This is a genomic window from Providencia sp. PROV210 (assembly GCF_028479445.1).
Lineage (GTDB): Bacteria > Pseudomonadota > Gammaproteobacteria > Enterobacterales > Enterobacteriaceae > Providencia > Providencia rustigianii.
Map to the genome: position 1 here is coordinate 197,090 of NZ_JAMPNQ010000006.1, position 17,657 is coordinate 214,746.

General features: G+C 40.6%; 14 protein-coding genes. 10 read left to right on the forward strand and 4 right to left on the reverse strand.

The genetic code is table 11. The features are described from left to right. The first annotated feature begins 38 nt into the window (after positions 1–38). From arnB to PR761_RS06305, 9 genes are all read left to right on the forward strand, one after another. Complete coding sequence (arnB, locus tag PR761_RS06265; protein ID WP_112836609.1) at positions 39–1,184, forward strand: UDP-4-amino-4-deoxy-L-arabinose aminotransferase; 1,146 nt, start codon at positions 39–41, stop codon at positions 1,182–1,184. Beyond that, the gene (arnC, locus tag PR761_RS06270) at positions 1,184–2,176 is read left to right on the forward strand and encodes an undecaprenyl-phosphate 4-deoxy-4-formamido-L-arabinose transferase (protein ID WP_112836618.1); all 993 of its coding nucleotides are present in this window, start codon (positions 1,184–1,186) and stop codon (positions 2,174–2,176) included. Before arnB ends, arnC begins: the two co-directional genes overlap by 1 nt. Beyond that, the gene (arnA, locus tag PR761_RS06275) at positions 2,176–4,161 is read left to right on the forward strand and encodes a bifunctional UDP-4-amino-4-deoxy-L-arabinose formyltransferase/UDP-glucuronic acid oxidase ArnA (RefSeq protein WP_006813280.1); all 1,986 of its coding nucleotides are present in this window, start codon (positions 2,176–2,178) and stop codon (positions 4,159–4,161) included. Before arnC ends, arnA begins: the two co-directional genes overlap by 1 nt. Then, positions 4,161–5,054, forward strand: coding sequence for a 4-deoxy-4-formamido-L-arabinose-phosphoundecaprenol deformylase (gene arnD / locus PR761_RS06280; RefSeq protein ID WP_006813279.1), 894 nt, complete (start codon positions 4,161–4,163; stop codon positions 5,052–5,054). Before arnA ends, arnD begins: the two co-directional genes overlap by 1 nt. Positions 5,055–5,061: 7 nt before the next feature. Then, positions 5,062–6,720 carry a lipid IV(A) 4-amino-4-deoxy-L-arabinosyltransferase gene (gene arnT, locus PR761_RS06285; protein ID WP_006813278.1) on the forward strand — a complete coding sequence of 553 codons (1,659 nt, stop codon included), beginning with the start codon at positions 5,062–5,064 and terminating at the stop codon, positions 6,718–6,720. After that, the gene (gene arnE / locus PR761_RS06290; RefSeq protein WP_006813277.1) at positions 6,717–7,064 is read left to right on the forward strand and encodes a 4-amino-4-deoxy-L-arabinose-phosphoundecaprenol flippase subunit ArnE; all 348 of its coding nucleotides are present in this window, start codon (positions 6,717–6,719) and stop codon (positions 7,062–7,064) included. Before arnT ends, arnE begins: the two co-directional genes overlap by 4 nt. After that, positions 7,061–7,468, forward strand: coding sequence for a 4-amino-4-deoxy-L-arabinose-phosphoundecaprenol flippase subunit ArnF (gene arnF, locus PR761_RS06295; protein WP_006813276.1), 408 nt, complete (start codon positions 7,061–7,063; stop codon positions 7,466–7,468). The genes arnE and arnF overlap by 4 nt, the downstream gene beginning before the upstream one ends. 111 nt (positions 7,469–7,579) lie before the next feature. Continuing rightward, on the forward strand, positions 7,580–8,065 hold the full coding sequence (locus PR761_RS06300; RefSeq protein ID WP_039854176.1) for a C40 family peptidase: 486 nt from the start codon (positions 7,580–7,582) through the stop codon (positions 8,063–8,065). 74 nt (positions 8,066–8,139) lie between these two features. Continuing rightward, positions 8,140–9,156 carry a lipoate--protein ligase gene (locus PR761_RS06305; RefSeq protein WP_006813274.1) on the forward strand — a complete coding sequence of 339 codons (1,017 nt, stop codon included), beginning with the start codon at positions 8,140–8,142 and terminating at the stop codon, positions 9,154–9,156. An 83-nt stretch (positions 9,157–9,239) separates the two neighbouring features. On the opposite strand, the gene PR761_RS06310 is transcribed toward PR761_RS06305, so the two are convergent. The 4 genes from PR761_RS06310 to ppsR all read right to left on the reverse strand — a co-directional run bounded on the left by PR761_RS06310 (position 9,240) and on the right by ppsR (position 14,571). Continuing rightward, positions 9,240–9,611, reverse strand: a complete 372-nt coding sequence (locus PR761_RS06310; RefSeq protein ID WP_006813273.1) for a helix-turn-helix domain-containing protein — start codon at positions 9,609–9,611, stop codon at positions 9,240–9,242. Positions 9,612–10,148: 537 nt separating this feature from the next. Further along, entirely contained in the window at positions 10,149–12,290 is a 2,142-nt protein-coding gene (locus PR761_RS06315; protein WP_154611045.1) for a TonB-dependent receptor domain-containing protein, read from the reverse strand. A 267-nt stretch (positions 12,291–12,557) separates the two neighbouring features. Next, a complete protein-coding gene (locus PR761_RS06320) occupies positions 12,558–13,607 on the reverse strand; it encodes a 3-deoxy-7-phosphoheptulonate synthase (RefSeq protein WP_039854409.1) in 1,050 nt (349 codons plus the stop codon). A gap of 121 nt (positions 13,608–13,728) precedes the next feature. Beyond that, entirely contained in the window at positions 13,729–14,571 is an 843-nt protein-coding gene (gene ppsR / locus PR761_RS06325) for a posphoenolpyruvate synthetase regulatory kinase/phosphorylase PpsR (protein WP_172459986.1), read from the reverse strand. Between the two features lie 281 nt (positions 14,572–14,852). Here ppsR and ppsA point away from each other — a divergent pair, with 281 nt between their 5' ends. After that, positions 14,853–17,231 carry a phosphoenolpyruvate synthase gene (ppsA, locus tag PR761_RS06330; RefSeq protein ID WP_006813269.1) on the forward strand — a complete coding sequence of 793 codons (2,379 nt, stop codon included), beginning with the start codon at positions 14,853–14,855 and terminating at the stop codon, positions 17,229–17,231. Positions 17,232–17,657 lie beyond the last annotated feature (426 nt).

Here is a 17,657-nt window from a genome sequence, read left to right on the forward strand (position 1 = left end):
GAATATTCTATTCATAATGAAACTAGGCTACAAACAATATGAGCAATTTCCTTCCATTTTCAAAACCTGCAATCGGTGATGAAGAGGTTAAGGCAGTAGAAAATGTTTTGCGTTCAGGCTGGATAACGACAGGCCCACAGAATCATCAACTAGAAGAAGATTTTTGCAAGCGCTATGGTTGTAAACATGCTATTGCGCTTTCATCAGCGACAGCGGGTATGCATGTGGTACTGATGGCTTTGGGAATTGGGCCTGGTGATGAAGTTATTACCCCATCTCAAACATGGGTATCAACCATCAATATGATTGAGTTGCTTGGCGCAACACCAGTGATGATTGATGTTGATCGCGATACATTGATGATCCAACCTGAAACCGTAGAACAAGCACTAACATCAAAAACTAAAGCGATCATTCCTGTGCATTATGCAGGTGCACCTTGTGATTTAGATGCCCTACGTGCAATTGCTCAAAAGGCGAATGTTGTTCTCATTGAAGACGCTGCTCATGCGGTAGGTACACGCTATAAAAATGAATGGATTGGTGAGAATGGTACTGCCATTTTTTCATTCCATGCGATTAAAAACGTCACCTGTGCTGAAGGCGGTCTTGTTGCAACAAATGACGACGCACTGGCACAACGTGTTCGCACATTGAAATTCCATGGTTTAGGTGTTGATGCGTTTGACCGTCAAATGCAAGGTCGTAAACCTCAGGCTGAGGTAGTTGAACCCGGTTTTAAATACAACCTATCAGATATTCATGCGGCTATTGCAGTTGTACAATTATCTCGTGTTGAGGCGTTAAATCAACGTCGAGCTGAGTTGACGGCGCGTTACCGTGAATTACTGAAAGACTCTCCATTACAAATGCTGTCGGTGCCAAAATATTCACATTTACATGCGAATCACCTGTTTATGGTACGTGTTGATGAATCTGTATGTGGAATTACTCGCGATGAGTTTATGGAGAGACTAAAAGAGCATAATATTGGTACGGGGTTGCATTTCCGTGCAGCTCATACGCAAAAATATTACCGTGAAAAATACCCTGAGTTGTCATTACCAGAATCAACATGGAATAGTGCGACACTGTGTTCGCTGCCTTTATTCCCAGATATGATTGATGCTGATGTTGACCGGGTAGTTGCTGCGATTAATACAGTCCTTTTGGAGTCAAAATAGTGTCATTAGCTGATGAATTTGAAGAGATTAAAAAAGTCTCTATCGTAATCCCTGTTTATAACGAAGAGCAAAGTTTACCTCAACTGTTAGAGCGTACGATTAAATCCTGTAAACAACTGACTCAATCTTATGAATTGATTTTAGTTGATGATGGGAGTAGTGACCGTTCTGCAAAAATGTTGGTGGAAGCGGCCGAAAATCCTGAAAACCATATTATTGCTATTATTTTAAACCGTAATTATGGTCAACACTCGGCGATTATGGCAGGCTTCAATCAAGCTGATGGCGACTTAATCATTACGTTAGATGCGGATTTACAAAACCCACCGGAAGAAATTCCTCGTTTGGTACAAACAGCTTCCCAAGGCTATGATGTTGTTGGAACTCGTCGTGCAAATCGTCAAGACTCTTGGTTCCGAAAAACTGCATCTAAAATGATTAATGCAATGATCACTAAAGCCACTGGGCGTTCTATGGGTGATTATGGATGTATGTTACGTGCTTATCGTCGACATATTATTGAAGCGATGCTTCAGTGCCACGAAAGAAGTACGTTTATTCCAATTTTAGCAAATACTTTTGCGCGTCGAACTATTGAAATTGATGTAGCGCATGCTGAACGCGAGTTTGGTGATTCTAAATACAGCTTTATGAAGCTGATTAATTTAATGTATGACCTATTAACATGCTTAACAACCGCACCTCTGCGATTGTTAAGTGTCGTGGGTAGTGTTATCGCTGCGGGTGGTTTTGTTCTCGCCGTGTTATTAATTGTTTTACGTTTACTGTTCGGCTCTGACTGGGCAGCTGACGGCGTATTCACACTGTTTGCGATACTCTTTATCTTTATCGGCGCACAGTTTGTTGCTATGGGTTTGTTGGGCGAATACATTGGTAGGATCTACAATGATGTGCGCGCGAGACCTCGTTATTTTATTCAAAAAGTCGTCGGAGCAGATCTTAAAACCGACAAAAATCAGGAAGAAAACTAATGAAAGCTATTGTTTTTGCCTATCATGATATTGGCTGTGTAGGGATAAAAGCGCTGGAAAAAGCGGGTTTTGATATTCAGGCAGTATTTACTCACACTGACGATCCAAATGAAAACCACTTTTACTCTTCTGTAGCTCGTGTAAGTGCAGACATGGAACTTCCTGTTTTCGCTCCAGAAAACGTTAACCACCCACTGTGGATTGAACGTATTCGTGAGATGAAACCTGACGTGATTTTCTCTTTCTATTATCGTGATATGTTAAGTGAAGAGCTGCTGGCATTAGCACCAAAAGGTGCTTTTAACCTACATGGTTCTTTACTACCTAAATACCGTGGTCGTGCACCAATCAATTGGGCGTTACTGAATGGTGAGAGTGAAACGGGTGTGACACTGCATAAAATGGTTGCTAAAGCTGATGCTGGTGACATTGTTGCACAAGAGAAAGTTGCTATCTCAGACACGGATACAGCATTAACCCTGCACGCTAAAGTGCGTGAGGCCGCTGAAGTTCTGTTGGATAAAACTCTACCGTTAATTGAAGCGGGTACTTATAAAGCCGTTGCTCAAGATGAGAGTCAAGCAAGCTACTTTGGTCGCCGTAATGCGGATGATGGCCAAATTGACTGGAGCCGTAGTGCGACAGAAATCAATTGCTTAATTCGTGCAGTGACAGAACCATATCCAGGTGCGTTTACATACTTGGGCGCGCGTAAGATGGTGATTTGGCGAGCTCGCGTATTAGATGACAACAACGGTAAAGCAGCTGGAACCGTATTATCTAGTGATCCTCTGCGTATTGCTTGTGGAAAAGGCGCACTTGAGATTGTGAGTGGTCAGAGCGAAACTGGTCTTTACATGCAAGGTAATCGTCTGGCTAATGAAATGGGCATTATGGCTGACATGCATGTTGGTATTAAACCAACAACACAAGTCAAACGCCGTAAGCGTGTTCTGATTTTAGGTGTAAATGGTTTTATCGGTAACCACTTAACTGAGCGCTTATTACAAGATGATAACTATGATATCTATGGTATGGATATCGGTTCATCTGCAATTGAGCGTTTCATTGGTAACCCACGTTTCCACTTTATTGAAGGTGACGTCAGTATCCACACTGAGTGGATTGAATATCACATTAAAAAATGTGATGTCATCCTGCCATTAGTCGCTATTGCGACACCAATCGAATATACCCGTAACCCACTGCGTGTATTTGAATTAGACTTTGAAGAAAACTTGAAAATTGTTCGCTACTGTGTGAAATACAACAAGCGTATCATTTTCCCTTCTACTTCAGAAGTTTATGGTATGTGTGATGATAAAGAGTTTGATGAAGATGAATCTCGCCTGATTGTTGGTCCAATCAGCAAGCAGCGTTGGATCTACTCTGTTTCTAAACAGTTACTTGACCGAGTTATCTGGGCATACGGCGCGAAAGAAGGTCTGAAATTTACCTTATTCCGTCCATTTAACTGGATGGGACCACGTTTAGACAGCTTGAATTCTGCACGTATTGGTAGTTCTCGTGCAATCACTCAGCTGATTCTGAACTTAGTTGAAGGTTCACCAATCAAGTTAGTTGATGGTGGCGCTCAGAAACGTTGTTTCACTGATATCAAAGATGGTATTGAAGCACTGTTCCGTATCATCGAAAACAAAGATGGTAAATGTGATGGCCAAATCATCAACATTGGTAACCCAACTAACGAAGCGAGTATTCGTCAATTAGCGGAAATGTTACTGGAAAGCTTTGAAAAACATCCAGCTCGTGGGAAGTTCCCTCCATTTGCTGGTTTCCGTGAAATCGAAAGTGCAAGTTACTATGGTCAAGGTTATCAAGACGTTGAACATCGTAAACCAAGTGTTGAGAACGCGCGTCGTTTACTTAACTGGGTGCCGACTATCGATATGAAAGATACCATTGATGAGACATTAGACTTCTTCTTACAGGGTGCTGTGGAAGAGCTGGAAAGCGAAGAATAATGAAAAAAGTTGGCTTGAGAATCGATGTGGACACTTATCAGGGTACCCTGAAAGGTGTTCCTCAGTTACTTAAAGTGCTCAAGGAGCATGATATTCGAGCCAGCTTTTTCTTCAGTGTAGGACCCGATAATATGGGGCGCCATTTATGGCGCCTTTTGCGTCCTAAATTTCTGTGGAAAATGCTACGGTCGAATGCAGCATCATTATATGGGTTAGATATTTTACTGGCGGGGACAGCATGGCCAGGTAAAAAAATAGCCAAAGATTTAGGCTACTTGATGAAACAAACTTTGGATGCAGGACACGAGGTTGGGCTGCATGCATGGGATCATCAGGGATGGCAAGCAAAAGTCGCTAAATGGAGCGAGGCTCAACTCACCGAACAAGTGAAATTGGGTGTCGATGCATTGCAACAAGCGACCGGTCAGCGCGTGACGTGCTCTGCGGTAGCCGGTTGGCGGGGTGATGAACGCGTATTAGACGTTAAGCAAAGATTTAATTTCGATTATAACAGTGACTGTCGTGGCAAATATCCATTCAGACCTGTTTTACGTGATGGTTCTTTAGGAACGGTTCAAATTCCAGTCACATTACCTACTTATGATGAAGTAGTGGGTACTGTCGTGACTGATGAACAGTTTAATGATTTTATTCTTCAAGCAATTAAGAGCGACCGCGGTGTTCCTGTGTATACTATCCATACGGAAGTTGAAGGAATGTCAAAGTCACAACAATTTTCACAATTATTGGAACGAATTAAGCAAGAAGAAATCCAATTCTGTACATTAAGTGAATTGTTGCCTGAAGACATCAATACACTTCCTAAGGGGAGAGTGGTTCGAGCACCATTCCCAGGAAGAGAAGGTTGGCTGGGCTGCCAAGAAGAGGAATAAACATCCCATGTTGAATAATCGAGCGAGCAAAGTAGGAGCCTCTCTGCTGGCTCTTTTTTTTATCCTAACGTATTTGTTGCCGTTGAATAGCCGTTTACTTTGGCAACCGGATGAAACACGTTACGCAGAAATTAGCCGTGAAATGTTACAGCGTGGGGATTGGATTGTTCCTTACATGTTGGATACACGCTATTTTGAAAAGCCAGTAGCAGGTTATTGGATCAATAATATTAGCCAAATGATTTTTGGTGATACAAACTTTGCTGTTCGTTTTGGTTCCGTTTTTTGTATTTTATTAAGCACACTGCTGGTTTACCGCATGGCAAAAATGATGTGGCGTAATAGTCATGTTGCTTATGTGGCAAGCTTTATTTATATCTCCATGTTTTTAGTTTTTGCGGTAGGAACCTATAGTGTTCTTGACCCCATGCTATCACTATGGATAGCGGCAAGTATGTTCTGTTGTTTATGGGCAATGAAAGCCCGAGAGGTCAAGACGAAACTCGCCGCATGGGGGGCGCTTGGCTTAGCCTGCGGAATGGCCTTTATGACGAAAGGGTTCTTAGCATTAGCCATCCCTGTTATTGTCATGTTACCAATTACGATTTACCAAAAACGCTTTCTTGAAATGCTCAAATATGGCCCTTTGGCCATACTCACTGCGGTGATTATTAGCTTACCGTGGGCTTTAGCCATTGCTAAACAAGAGCCTGATTATTGGAATTACTTCTTTTGGGTTGAGCATATTAAACGGTTTACTGCCGATGACGCGCAGCATCTTGAGCCGTTTTGGTACTATATTCCGATTATTTTATTGGGTGCTATTCCATGGACAGGTTTACTTCCTGGGGCATTGATTAAAGGATGGAAGGAGCGAAAATCAAGCCCAGATATGTTTTTCTTATTATGTTGGTTTATCGTTCCAGTGATTTTTTTCAGTATTTCTCGCGGTAAATTACCAACCTATATGTTGCCATTTATGGCACCACTTGCATTATTGATGGCGAAATATGGTGTGGACTGTGTGCGAAATGGCACCATGAAAGCGCTAAAAGCTAATGGAATTATTAATATAGTGTTCGGTATTGCTGCTGTTATTGCAGTGATTATCATCAGTAGCGTGATCAAAAAACCTCTGTATGAGCCAGATGAATGGTCGAAAATGGTACTCGGTGTTGTCGCTTTTTCTATCTGGGCGATTATTGGTTATCTCTGTACTGTATTAAATGCTAAATATTGGCTATGGGCAGCATCTTGTTCATTGGCGGTGAGCTTATGTATTGGAAGCGCATTACCAAATAATACGATTGATTCAAAACTACCACAGAACTTTATTCACCAAAACCACGATTTATTGATGAATAGTCACTATCTCATGGCAAGTAATGTCGGTGTTGCTGCGGGACTCGCTTGGGAAACTAAAAACTCTGATATTTACCTCTATAACAGTAGTGGTGAGCTGACTTACGGGTTGGAATATCCAGATAGCTCCCATCGTTTAGTCAAACCAGATCAGTTTGCAACATGGCTAGAAAAAGCACGTAAAGAAGGGCAGGTTACAGTTGTATTCTTGTTAGGCCGTAAAGAAGGGTTACCTGATATTCCAAAACCTGATGAAGTGATCCAAAACTCGCGTATGGCGATAGTGGTTTACCATAAACAATGATAGCGCAATTATTATTATTACTTCTTGTTAGCTTGCTGACTTGTTTGGGGCAAATTGCTCAGAAACAGGCCGTAGTGACTTGGCAGGGAGAAAAAATCAACAAAACAGCATCTGCCATTCGTTGGCTGATGCTGGCACTCTTCATGCTAGGCTTAGGAATGTTATTCTGGTTAAAATTGCTAGAAAGCATGCCTCTTAGCATTGCTTACCCAATGTTAAGTATCAATTTTGTGCTCGTTACTCTGATTGGTCAGTTTGTTTATCATGAGAAAACAGGCTTAAATCATTGGCTTGGGGTTGCGGCAATCATGTTTGGTATTTTGTTGATGAGTATAAGTATATGAATAAAGGCTACTTATGGGTATTGGGTAGCGCACTGTTAGTGACTGTTGCGCAATTAAGTTTAAAAATGGGGGTAGTTGAATTGCCCTCATTTTCCCTAGGATGGCACTGGTTACAGCTAGAATGGTTAACTGACAATGTTCTAAGCCTAGGTATTATTTTCATTGGTTTAGTGTGCTACGCCTTATCTATGTTATGCTGGCTATTCGCATTAAAATACATCCCATTAAATAAAGCATATCCGTTAATTAGTTTGAGCTATGTTTTTGTTTACGTACTTGCCGTTTTACTTCCATGGTTTAATGAACCTGCGACGTGGATAAAAGCGGCGGGAATTGCTTTCATTCTATTTGGTGTGTGGATGATTAGCCGCCCAACTAAGCCATTAACGAAAAAAGCGAAATAGCATCAATCAATTAGTGTTCGCTGTTTATTTTTCATGCGTTGTAAATTATATTCATTACATATTATTATATCGCTTTAGGTGATAGTTCGTGGATAGCTTGTAGGGCACGTTATGATAATGAATCTAAAATACTTACCATTGCTATTTTGTTTGGTGTTAATCGGGTGCTCATCATCAGTTAAGCAAACCTCAGCGCCGCCGATGAAAACTCAATTGTCAGATCCCATCATGACGATTGCCCAGCTCAAAGACCAGTTAAGTCAATGGTATGGCACGCCGTATCATTATGGTGGTATGAGTCAAAATGGGGTGGATTGTTCCGGCTTTGTCTATCGTACTTTCAGTGATCGTTTTGCAATTGAAGTTCCTCGGACAACGGTTGATCAGACTCGTCTTGGGACTCGTATCGATAAATCAGATTTAATGCCCGGCGATTTAGTCTTTTTCAAAACAGGCTCTGGAGAGAATGGCTTGCATGTTGGTATTTATGATACCGATAATACTTTTATTCATGCATCTACTAGTAAAGGCGTTATCCGTTCTTCGATGGATAACGTTTATTGGCGAAAAGTGTTTTGGCAGGCTCGGCGTATCTAATTTAGAACCTTACCCCATGAATTTCTCAATGATTATGCTATCTTAGGGGCAAGTTTTGTTTTTAGGATAGTCCAATGTCTACATTACGTTTATTTATCTCAGAATCCTTCGACCCGTGGTTTAATTTAGCGGTAGAAGAGACTATTTTTCGTCAAATGTCAGCGGATCAACGTGTTATGTTTTTATGGCGCAATGCAGATACGGTGGTCATTGGACGGGCTCAAAATCCGTGGAAAGAGTGTAATACTCGAAAAATGGAGCAAGACAATGTTCGATTAGCGCGTCGTAGCAGCGGTGGGGGTGCGGTTTTCCAAGATTTAGGCAATACCTGCTTTACCTTTATGGCGGGCAAACCGGAATATGATAAAACCATATCAACCCAAATAATTGTCGATGGGCTAGCCAAAGTGGGAATTTCTGCAGAGGTTTCTGGGCGTAATGACTTGGTGCTGAATACACCCAATGGGCCAAGAAAAATATCTGGTTCAGCATATCGTGAAACGAAAGATCGCGGTTTCCATCATGGTACATTACTGATCAGTACAGATTTGAGTCGCCTTGCTAATTATCTCAATCCAGATCCGAAAAAACTTCAAGCAAAAGGGATTACATCAGTTCGTTCGCGAGTCGCTAATCTGAATGAATTAGTACCCGATATTAATCATAATACCGTCTGTGCTGGGATAATAGATAGCTTCTTCAGTTACTATGGTGAAACGGTTGAGCCTGAATACATTTCTCCAGAAAAACTCCCCGATTTACCGAATTTTGAAGCAACATTTGCTAAACAAAGTAGCTGGGAATGGAACTTTGGACAAGCTCCAGCATTTAGTCATTTAGCTGATACCCGTTTTCCTTGGGGCGGTATTGAGTTTCACTTTGATATTGAGAAAGGCACCATTACACGTTGTCAGTTTTTCACGGATAGTCTTGATCCTTCACCATTAGAATGGCTGAGTAATCAGTTAGTGGGGCTGCATTACCAGACCGAAACAATTCGCCATTTAGTGATAAAAATGAACGAACAATGGCCTCATTTATCCGCACAATTTGCTGATTTAGAAAATTGGTTGATTTCTGAATTGAGCTAAAAAAAGAGCCGATTATTTATCGGCTCAAAGATAGATTTCGTTTGAATGGTTGTTTGAGGGTGCAACGAAAATCTAATTTTTACTTAGTGATGGCAATTACAGGTCATGAACGTTTTACACTCAGGTAATTCACCTGCTTGGCGAAATTTCGCTGGTGTAGTGTCAAAATGCTTTTTAAATATGCGAGTAAATGTCGCCTGAGAGCTAAAACCATATTGCAAGGCAATGTCGAGGATCGGTAAGTTACCTTCACGTAACGATTTTGCGGCTTCTAGCAAGCGGCGTTTACGAACATATTCACCAAGAGTACAGCCTTTAAGTTCTTTGAAGACTCGCTGTAAATGCCATTTTGAATATCCACTTTTATCCGCAATGGTATCGATTTTGATGCCTTCATTACGTTGCAATTGGCTTTCTAGCCATCTAATAATTTCGTTGACTACGCTTTCTGACATATTTACCTCCTACAACCGTAGGCTATTGTTCATTAATAACTAATAATAACTCATGAAATTATGGTCTATTCTTCCTTTTTTTCCGATATATCGATAGGCTAATCGTGCTTTTTTTGAATGAGAATAACTATTGTTACGATAGATTTTGTCAAATTCCGTAGAGTTAAACATACATAGATGCATGTTTATTATTCTTTGTATTCAATGAATTAATTTGTTTGTTTTGTTTTTCTTGGCTGGAGTATTAGACGGTTTTTTTATTTGTTCAAAATTATTGTTTGAGCTGTTCGATTTTATTAACCAAGTAAACTATTGATATTTTATTTGTGCTAATTAGTGGCTTATTTGTCACCAAGTAATAACAATTAACAGGAAATCCCGAGCTGAATTGAATTATAGGCTCATCAGCTTTAGAAATCGCATAATGGTAGAGAGTTCACGGGCTTATTATTGTTTAAATTGTGATGGCAGGCTCATTGATTACAGGTAATTGTGTAAAAAAGGAGCCTACCATTCTAATTATTATTTGCTAATTGGTTACCAGTTATAGTTAACATGCCAATAAAAATTACGACCCTCTTGTGGGACACCGAGTGAAGAAACATATTGGCGGTCGAAAGCATTTTTCATCGTAAGGGTGGTATTCAATCCCTTAACGAATTGATCGGCATGATAATTCACATAGAAATCATGAACTCCATAACCAGCGTATTGAATAATCTCTCTACGATGGCGATCTAGGTTTTCATCAAATTTATGGTCTTTTAGCTTGTATGTACTATCTCCCGTAAATTGAGTTTTTGCTGAAAACTCACCAATCCATCCGATATTGACGCCTGTACTTGCGATAGGAGTTTTGAAATGTGTCGTTAAAGTTTCTGGTCGGATCGAAGAGAGTGAGTAATTTTCAACATCTTCTTTAGCGACTGTGACGTTATGATTGAGGCTGAGTTCAAACCATTGGGATTGATATTTAATAAAGCTATCAAACCCAGTGATGGTGGCTGATGGAACATTGATGTAATAAACCTCTTTTGGGAGCCATGTCCACATAAAATCTCGTCCCACGGCCTTTTTATATACCGCATGGGTAGCAATATAGTTATCAGCTTTGGTCGTAAAGTAGGTACTGCCAATTTGAATGAAATCATTTGCTACAACAAAATCATCAAAACTCAGCTTAAATCCGGCTTCTATGGTCTGATTGGTTTCTGGTTTTAGATCAGGGGATGGTCTGAAAACTGATATTCCGTAGATGGGTATTTTAAAATGTTGAGAATCATTATATAGCTCAGCCATTCGTGGTGCACGGAAGCCCTCCGCATAAGATGAGTGGAGACTTAACCATGAAGTTGGTGTTGCGTTCACAGCAAAGCGAGAGGACCAGTTAGTATGCTGACTTTTATCGAAACCTTCTCGATTCACTTGATATTGGGTAAAGCGTGTTCCCGCAGATAAGGTGATAGGTAAATGCTGTAGGGTCAGGTCACTGATTAGCCAGCCTGACGTATTGGACAGTTCAGTTGGAGGATAGCTAATCGCATATTGATTAGGCGTTTGTTTCTGTTGATAGTGTTCAAAACCACTTTGCATATAATTATATGCCCAACTGGATACTGGAACAGTAAAACTGTTGGAAAATTTTGTTCCATAAGTGTATTGGTTACGAGACTCCTCACCATACTCGTTAGGTTTTTTGATGGCTTTAACTAAATCTAATTGGCTCAAATATAAATCGGTATAATACAGATCCCATTCTGCTTGCCAGTTAAATTTATTCTGTGATGTAAAACGTTGGTTTATTAGCACATCACGTTGATGACTCTGACGCTGATGAGGTGTATTCGCATACATCACTTTCTTGGTATCAATGGTTGTAGGTTGTTTTAGGCTAGTACCATCATTGCGATACTCGCGTAGTTGTAATCCAACTTGATAAGCTGGGTTAGCCAGCCAAGAAGTTTTTAACATCCAATTGTGAATTTTTTCATGGTTATCGAAATTTACGGAATCAGGAGAGGCGGTGAAAAATTTTTTACGCTGGCTGTAACTGAATAGACTATCAAAGGTATCTGTTCTCCCCAGTAATGTTGCGCCTGCGTAATAACTATGGTCATTACGATTAATGCCACTAAATACTCGCCCACCTAAATTTTTCCCAGAAGCTAGCACATCAGCCGCATTCAATGTTTTTAATGAAACAACGCCAGCAAGGGCACCGCTACCATGTTGGACGGAAGATGCACCTTTATGAACATAGACTTTACTGACTAATGAGGGGTCTATGAACGTTGCATCAAACAAACCAGAGTTAAAATCCTGTGTGATATTGTCGATGGTCACTTTAACACCGCGCGAATCATAACCGCGCATTTGAACCCCTTCACCGTAAGTACTGCCCATTCCAGTCACAAAAACACCGGATTGCCCCTTGAGTAAACTCAGCGCAGAGCTTGCGGTTTGATGTTCTGGTGCAGTTGCATCAATTATTTCAACTTGCTCAGCGACAGCCAATTTTTCGTTATTGAGTGGGGGAGATGTGACATGCATGACATCTTGTGTTGCATGAATATTCGCGCTAAATCCGGTGATAGAAATTGCGAGGGTTAAAGTCGATAAAGAGAATTTTTTATTGTATGAATAATCTGCTCTTGATGCAGATGTCGGTGTAAACGCCATTAGGAAATCCTTTCCTGATTGATATGTATGATGCTGGCTGCCTAGATAGTTAAATGTATCGCTGGGTGGCTTGCGGTTAAAAACGAGAATCATTATCAATTGAAACTAAGGGAGATCAAGTAATTTCTAGCTAAAAATAAATAATATAAAAGAATTAATAGCTAATTATTTTTAATGGTGAATTGATTGTTGGTGATATATTCGCGGGGTAACTGCTTGAAGCCACTTTAGCTTTAAAATTAAGCTAAAGTGACCCTATGAACGAGTTTATTTAAAACGTGAATTGACAGCGTTAGCAAGGATTTCAATCAATTGTTCAGTATCTTCCCATCCAAGACAAGGATCAGTAATTGATTGACCGTAAACCAAAGGCTGGTTTTCTTTAATTTGTTGGTTCCCTTCCAGTAGGAAACTTTCTGCCATCACACCGCTAATAACCGTTGAACCCTGTTCAATTTGCTTTGCAATATCTTTGGCTACATCTAACTGACGGCGGTGGATTTTTTGACAATTTCCATGACTAAAATCGACCACTAAATGTTCAGCTAATCCAAATTTATGCAATTTATCGCAGGCTTCTTGAATATATTCTGCTGTATAGTTTGGCTTTTTGCCTCCACGCATGATCACATGACCATGTGGGTTCCCGCTAGTTTGATAAATCGTCATTTGCCCAGTTTTATCTGGTGATAAAAACATATGTTGGGCTTTTGCTGCACGGATTGCATCAATCGCAATATTGATATTACCATCAGTACCATTCTTGAACCCAACAGGGCAGGATAGGGCTGATGCCATTTCGCGATGAATTTGGCTTTCTGTCGTGCGCGCGCCGATAGCTCCCCAACTGATAAGGTCAGCAATATATTGCCCTGTTACCATATCGAGAAATTCGGTAGCCGTTGCCAGTCCTAATTGGTTAACCTCAATTAGTAACTTACGAGCGAGTCGTATCCCTGTATTGACTTGGCACGAGTTATCAAGATGGGGATCGGAGATGAGTCCTTTCCAGCCGACAACCGTTCGCGGCTTCTCAAAATAAGTCCGCATGACGATTTCTAGTCGGTCTTGATATTTTTGACGTAACTGGTTGAGTTTATTTGCATACTCAATTGCAGCGTCGATATCATGAATTGAGCATGGGCCCACGATAACTAACAAGCGAGGGTCTTGACCCGATAAAATATTTTCAATTCTCTTACGTGACGCTGTCACGTTTTCAGCAATCTCTTGTGAAATAGGGAATTCCTCTGCGAGCGTTTGTGGCGTAATTAGGCTGTCCACTCGCTGAGTGCGTAACTCATCTGTTTTATGCATTTCGTTTCTCAAAACTTTAATAGGCTGAGCCATATTAGTGACTAAAGTCACAATAAACGAAAGTGGCTCAAATTCAACCTTCAATCAGGGTTGAATGAATAATTTTTTATATTTTATTCTGCTAAAAAATACGACGTTGTAGCCCCATCGTATCAATCACTTTTGCCGAAATTTCTTCAACAGAGTAGTTTGTGGTATTTAAGTAATTGATTTTATTCTGTCTAAACAAAGCTTCAACTTCTGAAATCTCGATACGACACTGGCGTAAAGAGGCATATCGGCTATTTTCTCGACGTTCTTCTCGGATTGCAGCTAATCGCTCAGGGCTGATTGTCAATCCAAATAACTTATGGGTATAAGGACGTAGAGCTATGGGTAACTGTAAATTATCCATATCATCGGCTGTGAATGGATAATTTGCGGCTTGAATGCCAAATTGCATGGCTAAATATAAGCTGGTGGGTGTTTTTCCACAGCGAGAGACACCGATTAAAATCACTTGAGCCTGCTCTAGGTTACGCAATGAAATACCATCATCATGAGCTAAGGTGTATTCAATCGCTGCAATACGGGCATCATACTGATTCATATTCTGCATAGATAAGCCATGGGTACGATTCAACTTTGGTTCAGGCTCTAAACCGACTTCACGTTGGATTGGTGCGACTAAACTTTGCACAATATCCTGACAGAATCCTGAGCTTTGGGTAATTATCTCTCTAACTTGTGGGGATATAATTGAATAGAACACCAGCGGACGCATCTGAGTTTCGGTATAAATTACGTCAATTTTTTGTTTGATTTCTAATGCGCGAGCCTCAGTGGTTACAAACGGTAAAGTATAAGAAATAAAAGATAAAGGAAATTGAGACAATACGGCATGCCCTAACGTTTCAGCGGTTATTGCCGTGCCATCAGAAATAAAAAAAACAGTTCGCTGGGCTTGGTTGACACTCTTATTCATTGGATTTAGCTCGCTCATAAATGATTTCTTTTTATCGTATTTATTGCCAGATTGTTGAAATATTGTAATCGATTAAAGTTTAAAAAATAGTTTATGCGGGGAAGTATAGACATAATTTGAACAATTTTTAGAACAAAAATTTTTTATTCAATGATGGAACGATTCACCAGTCCATCTTCCCATAACGTCTGTGCTAGTCTATTCGCGAGGCGAATTTTCGCCAACGAGATTTTTTACGATTTGTTGTCTGTCACTAAATTGCTATAGAAGGATCGCTTTCAATGTCCACAAATGGCCTTACTCCGTGTAATGTACTTTGGTATAACCAATTAGGGATGAATGATGTTGACCGTGTAGGCGGTAAAAATGCCTCTCTCGGTGAAATGATTACCAACTTATCCGATCTTGGTGTATCCGTACCAAACGGTTTTGCGACAACCGCACAGGCGTTTAATAATTTTCTGGAGCAGAGTGGTGTAAACCAACGTATTTATAACCTGCTAGATGAAACGGATATTGATGATGTGAATCAACTGGCGATTGCCGGTGCTCAGATCCGTCAATGGGTGATTGAGACCCCACTGACGAAAGAGCTAGAACAGGATATCCGTGAGGCCTTTCTTACGTTGTCTGAAGGTGAAGCTGACGCTTCATTCGCTGTTCGCTCATCTGCCACTGCTGAGGATATGCCTGACGCTTCATTTGCAGGGCAACAAGAGACATTCCTCAACGTGCAAGGGATTGATGCTGTACTGGTTGCAATTAAACACGTATTTGCGTCGCTGTTTAATGATCGTGCTATATCTTATCGTGTACACCAAGGTTATGACCATCGTGGGGTAGCCCTCTCTGCTGGTGTGCAAAGAATGGTACGTTCTGATCTGGCGTCCTCGGGCGTTATGTTTACTATCGATACTGAATCTGGTTTCGATCAAGTTGTCTTTATTACCTCTGCTTATGGTCTTGGTGAGATGGTTGTACAAGGCGCTGTCAATCCTGACGAGTTCTACGTACATAAGCCAACATTACAAAATAATAAGCCTGCAATTGTTCGTCGTACTTTAGGCTCTAAAAAATTACAAATGGTGTATGCCGACAGTAAAGAGCACGGTAAACAAGTTAAGATTGAAGATGTACCAGAAGCACTACGCAATCGTTTCTCTTTGACTGATCATGAAGTAGAAGAGTTATCTCGTCAGGCTCTGCAAATTGAAAAACACTATGGTCGTCCAATGGACATCGAGTGGGCAAAAGATGGACATAATGGTCGTCTATATATTGTTCAAGCTCGACCGGAAACCGTTCGTTCAAATCAGCAGGTTATGGAACGCTATCAACTGAAAAATCAAGGGCAGGTTTTAGTTGAAGGACGTGCTATTGGTCATCGTATTGGTGCAGGAAGTGTGAAAGTTATCCATAACTTAAGTGAGATGGATAGAATTCAACCTGGTGATGTATTAGTGACGGACATGACGGATCCTGATTGGGAACCGATCATGAAAAAAGCCGCTGCAATCGTGACTAACCGTGGTGGACGTACTTGCCACGCGGCAATTATTGCTCGTGAGTTGGGGATTCCTGCTGTGGTTGGTTGTGGTGATGCGACTGAACGCCTGAAAGAAGGTCAGGAAGTAACCATTTCATGTTCTGAAGGGGATACAGGGTTTGTGTACGACGGTAAATTAGAGTTTGAAATCCATAGCTCTGAAGTCGACAATATGCCGGACCTGAATGTAAAAATCATGATGAACGTGGGCAACCCTGACCGTGCATTCGACTTTGCTTGTTTACCAAATGAAGGTGTTGGCTTAGCCCGATTAGAATTCATTATCAACCGTATGATCGGTGTTCATCCAAGAGCATTATTAGAGTTTGATGCACAATCACCTGAATTACAGAGCGAAATTCGTAGCATGATGGCGGGGTATGATGACCCTGTTGAGTTCTATATTAGTAAACTGACTGAAGGTATTTCGACGTTAGCGGCTGCATTCTGGCCAAAACGCGTGATTGTCCGTTTATCTGACTTTAAATCTAACGAGTATGCGAATCTCGTTGGGGGTGATGTGTATGAGCCCAAAGAAGAAAACCCTATGTTGGGCTTCCGCGGCGCAGGACGCTATGTGTCAGATAGTTTCCGTGCATGCTTTGCATTAGAGTGTGAAGCAGTTAAACGTGTTCGTAATACTATGGGTCTAACTAACGTTGAAGTGATGATCCCATTCGTACGTACCGTTGCACAAGCCGAGTCTGTGGTTGCTGAATTAGCTAAGCATGATTTGAAACGTGGCGAAAATGGTCTCAAACTCATTATGATGTGTGAAATCCCATCGAATGCGTTACTTGCAGACCAGTTCCTTGAGCACTTTGATGGCTTCTCTATTGGTTCGAATGATATGACTCAGTTAACTCTTGGTCTCGATAGAGACTCGGGCGTGGTATCTGAGCTGTTTGATGAGCGTAATGATGCCGTTAAGGCAATGTTGTCGATGGCAATCAAAGCCGCTAAACGTCAGAACAAATATGTAGGCATTTGTGGTCAAGGTCCTTCAGACCATCAAGATTTTGCACAATGGTTGGTGGATGAAGGGATTGATAGCTTATCATTGAACCCGGATACTGTTGTTCAAACATGGCTAACAATCGCTGAAAATCAATAAGTTAATAATTATATTTTAATTAACTTATCATGGAAGGCCGGTAAATAATTATAATTTACCGGCCTTTTTTATATATAGATTTAGCCTATTACATAAATTGGAATAAACACGTAATAGGTTTGAATTAAGTAATAATTCATAAAAGCTAACTATTATTTCATCAAAATAAAACTATCGTCTCATTATTAGTGTCGGAATTAATATTAAAAATATAATGATAACTTTATTAATCAGATAATACCCTAATTATGTGTAATCACGTATAAAGTGTAATTTGAGAATATAATATAAGTCACGGAGAGGCGCTGAGGTTTAGATAAAAAAAAAGCCTATCATGGGCTGACAGGCAAAGACTACACACAGCAATTCATTGAGTAAGCTACGTTTAGTAATATAAAAACATAGCTAGATATTCATTATCGAAGA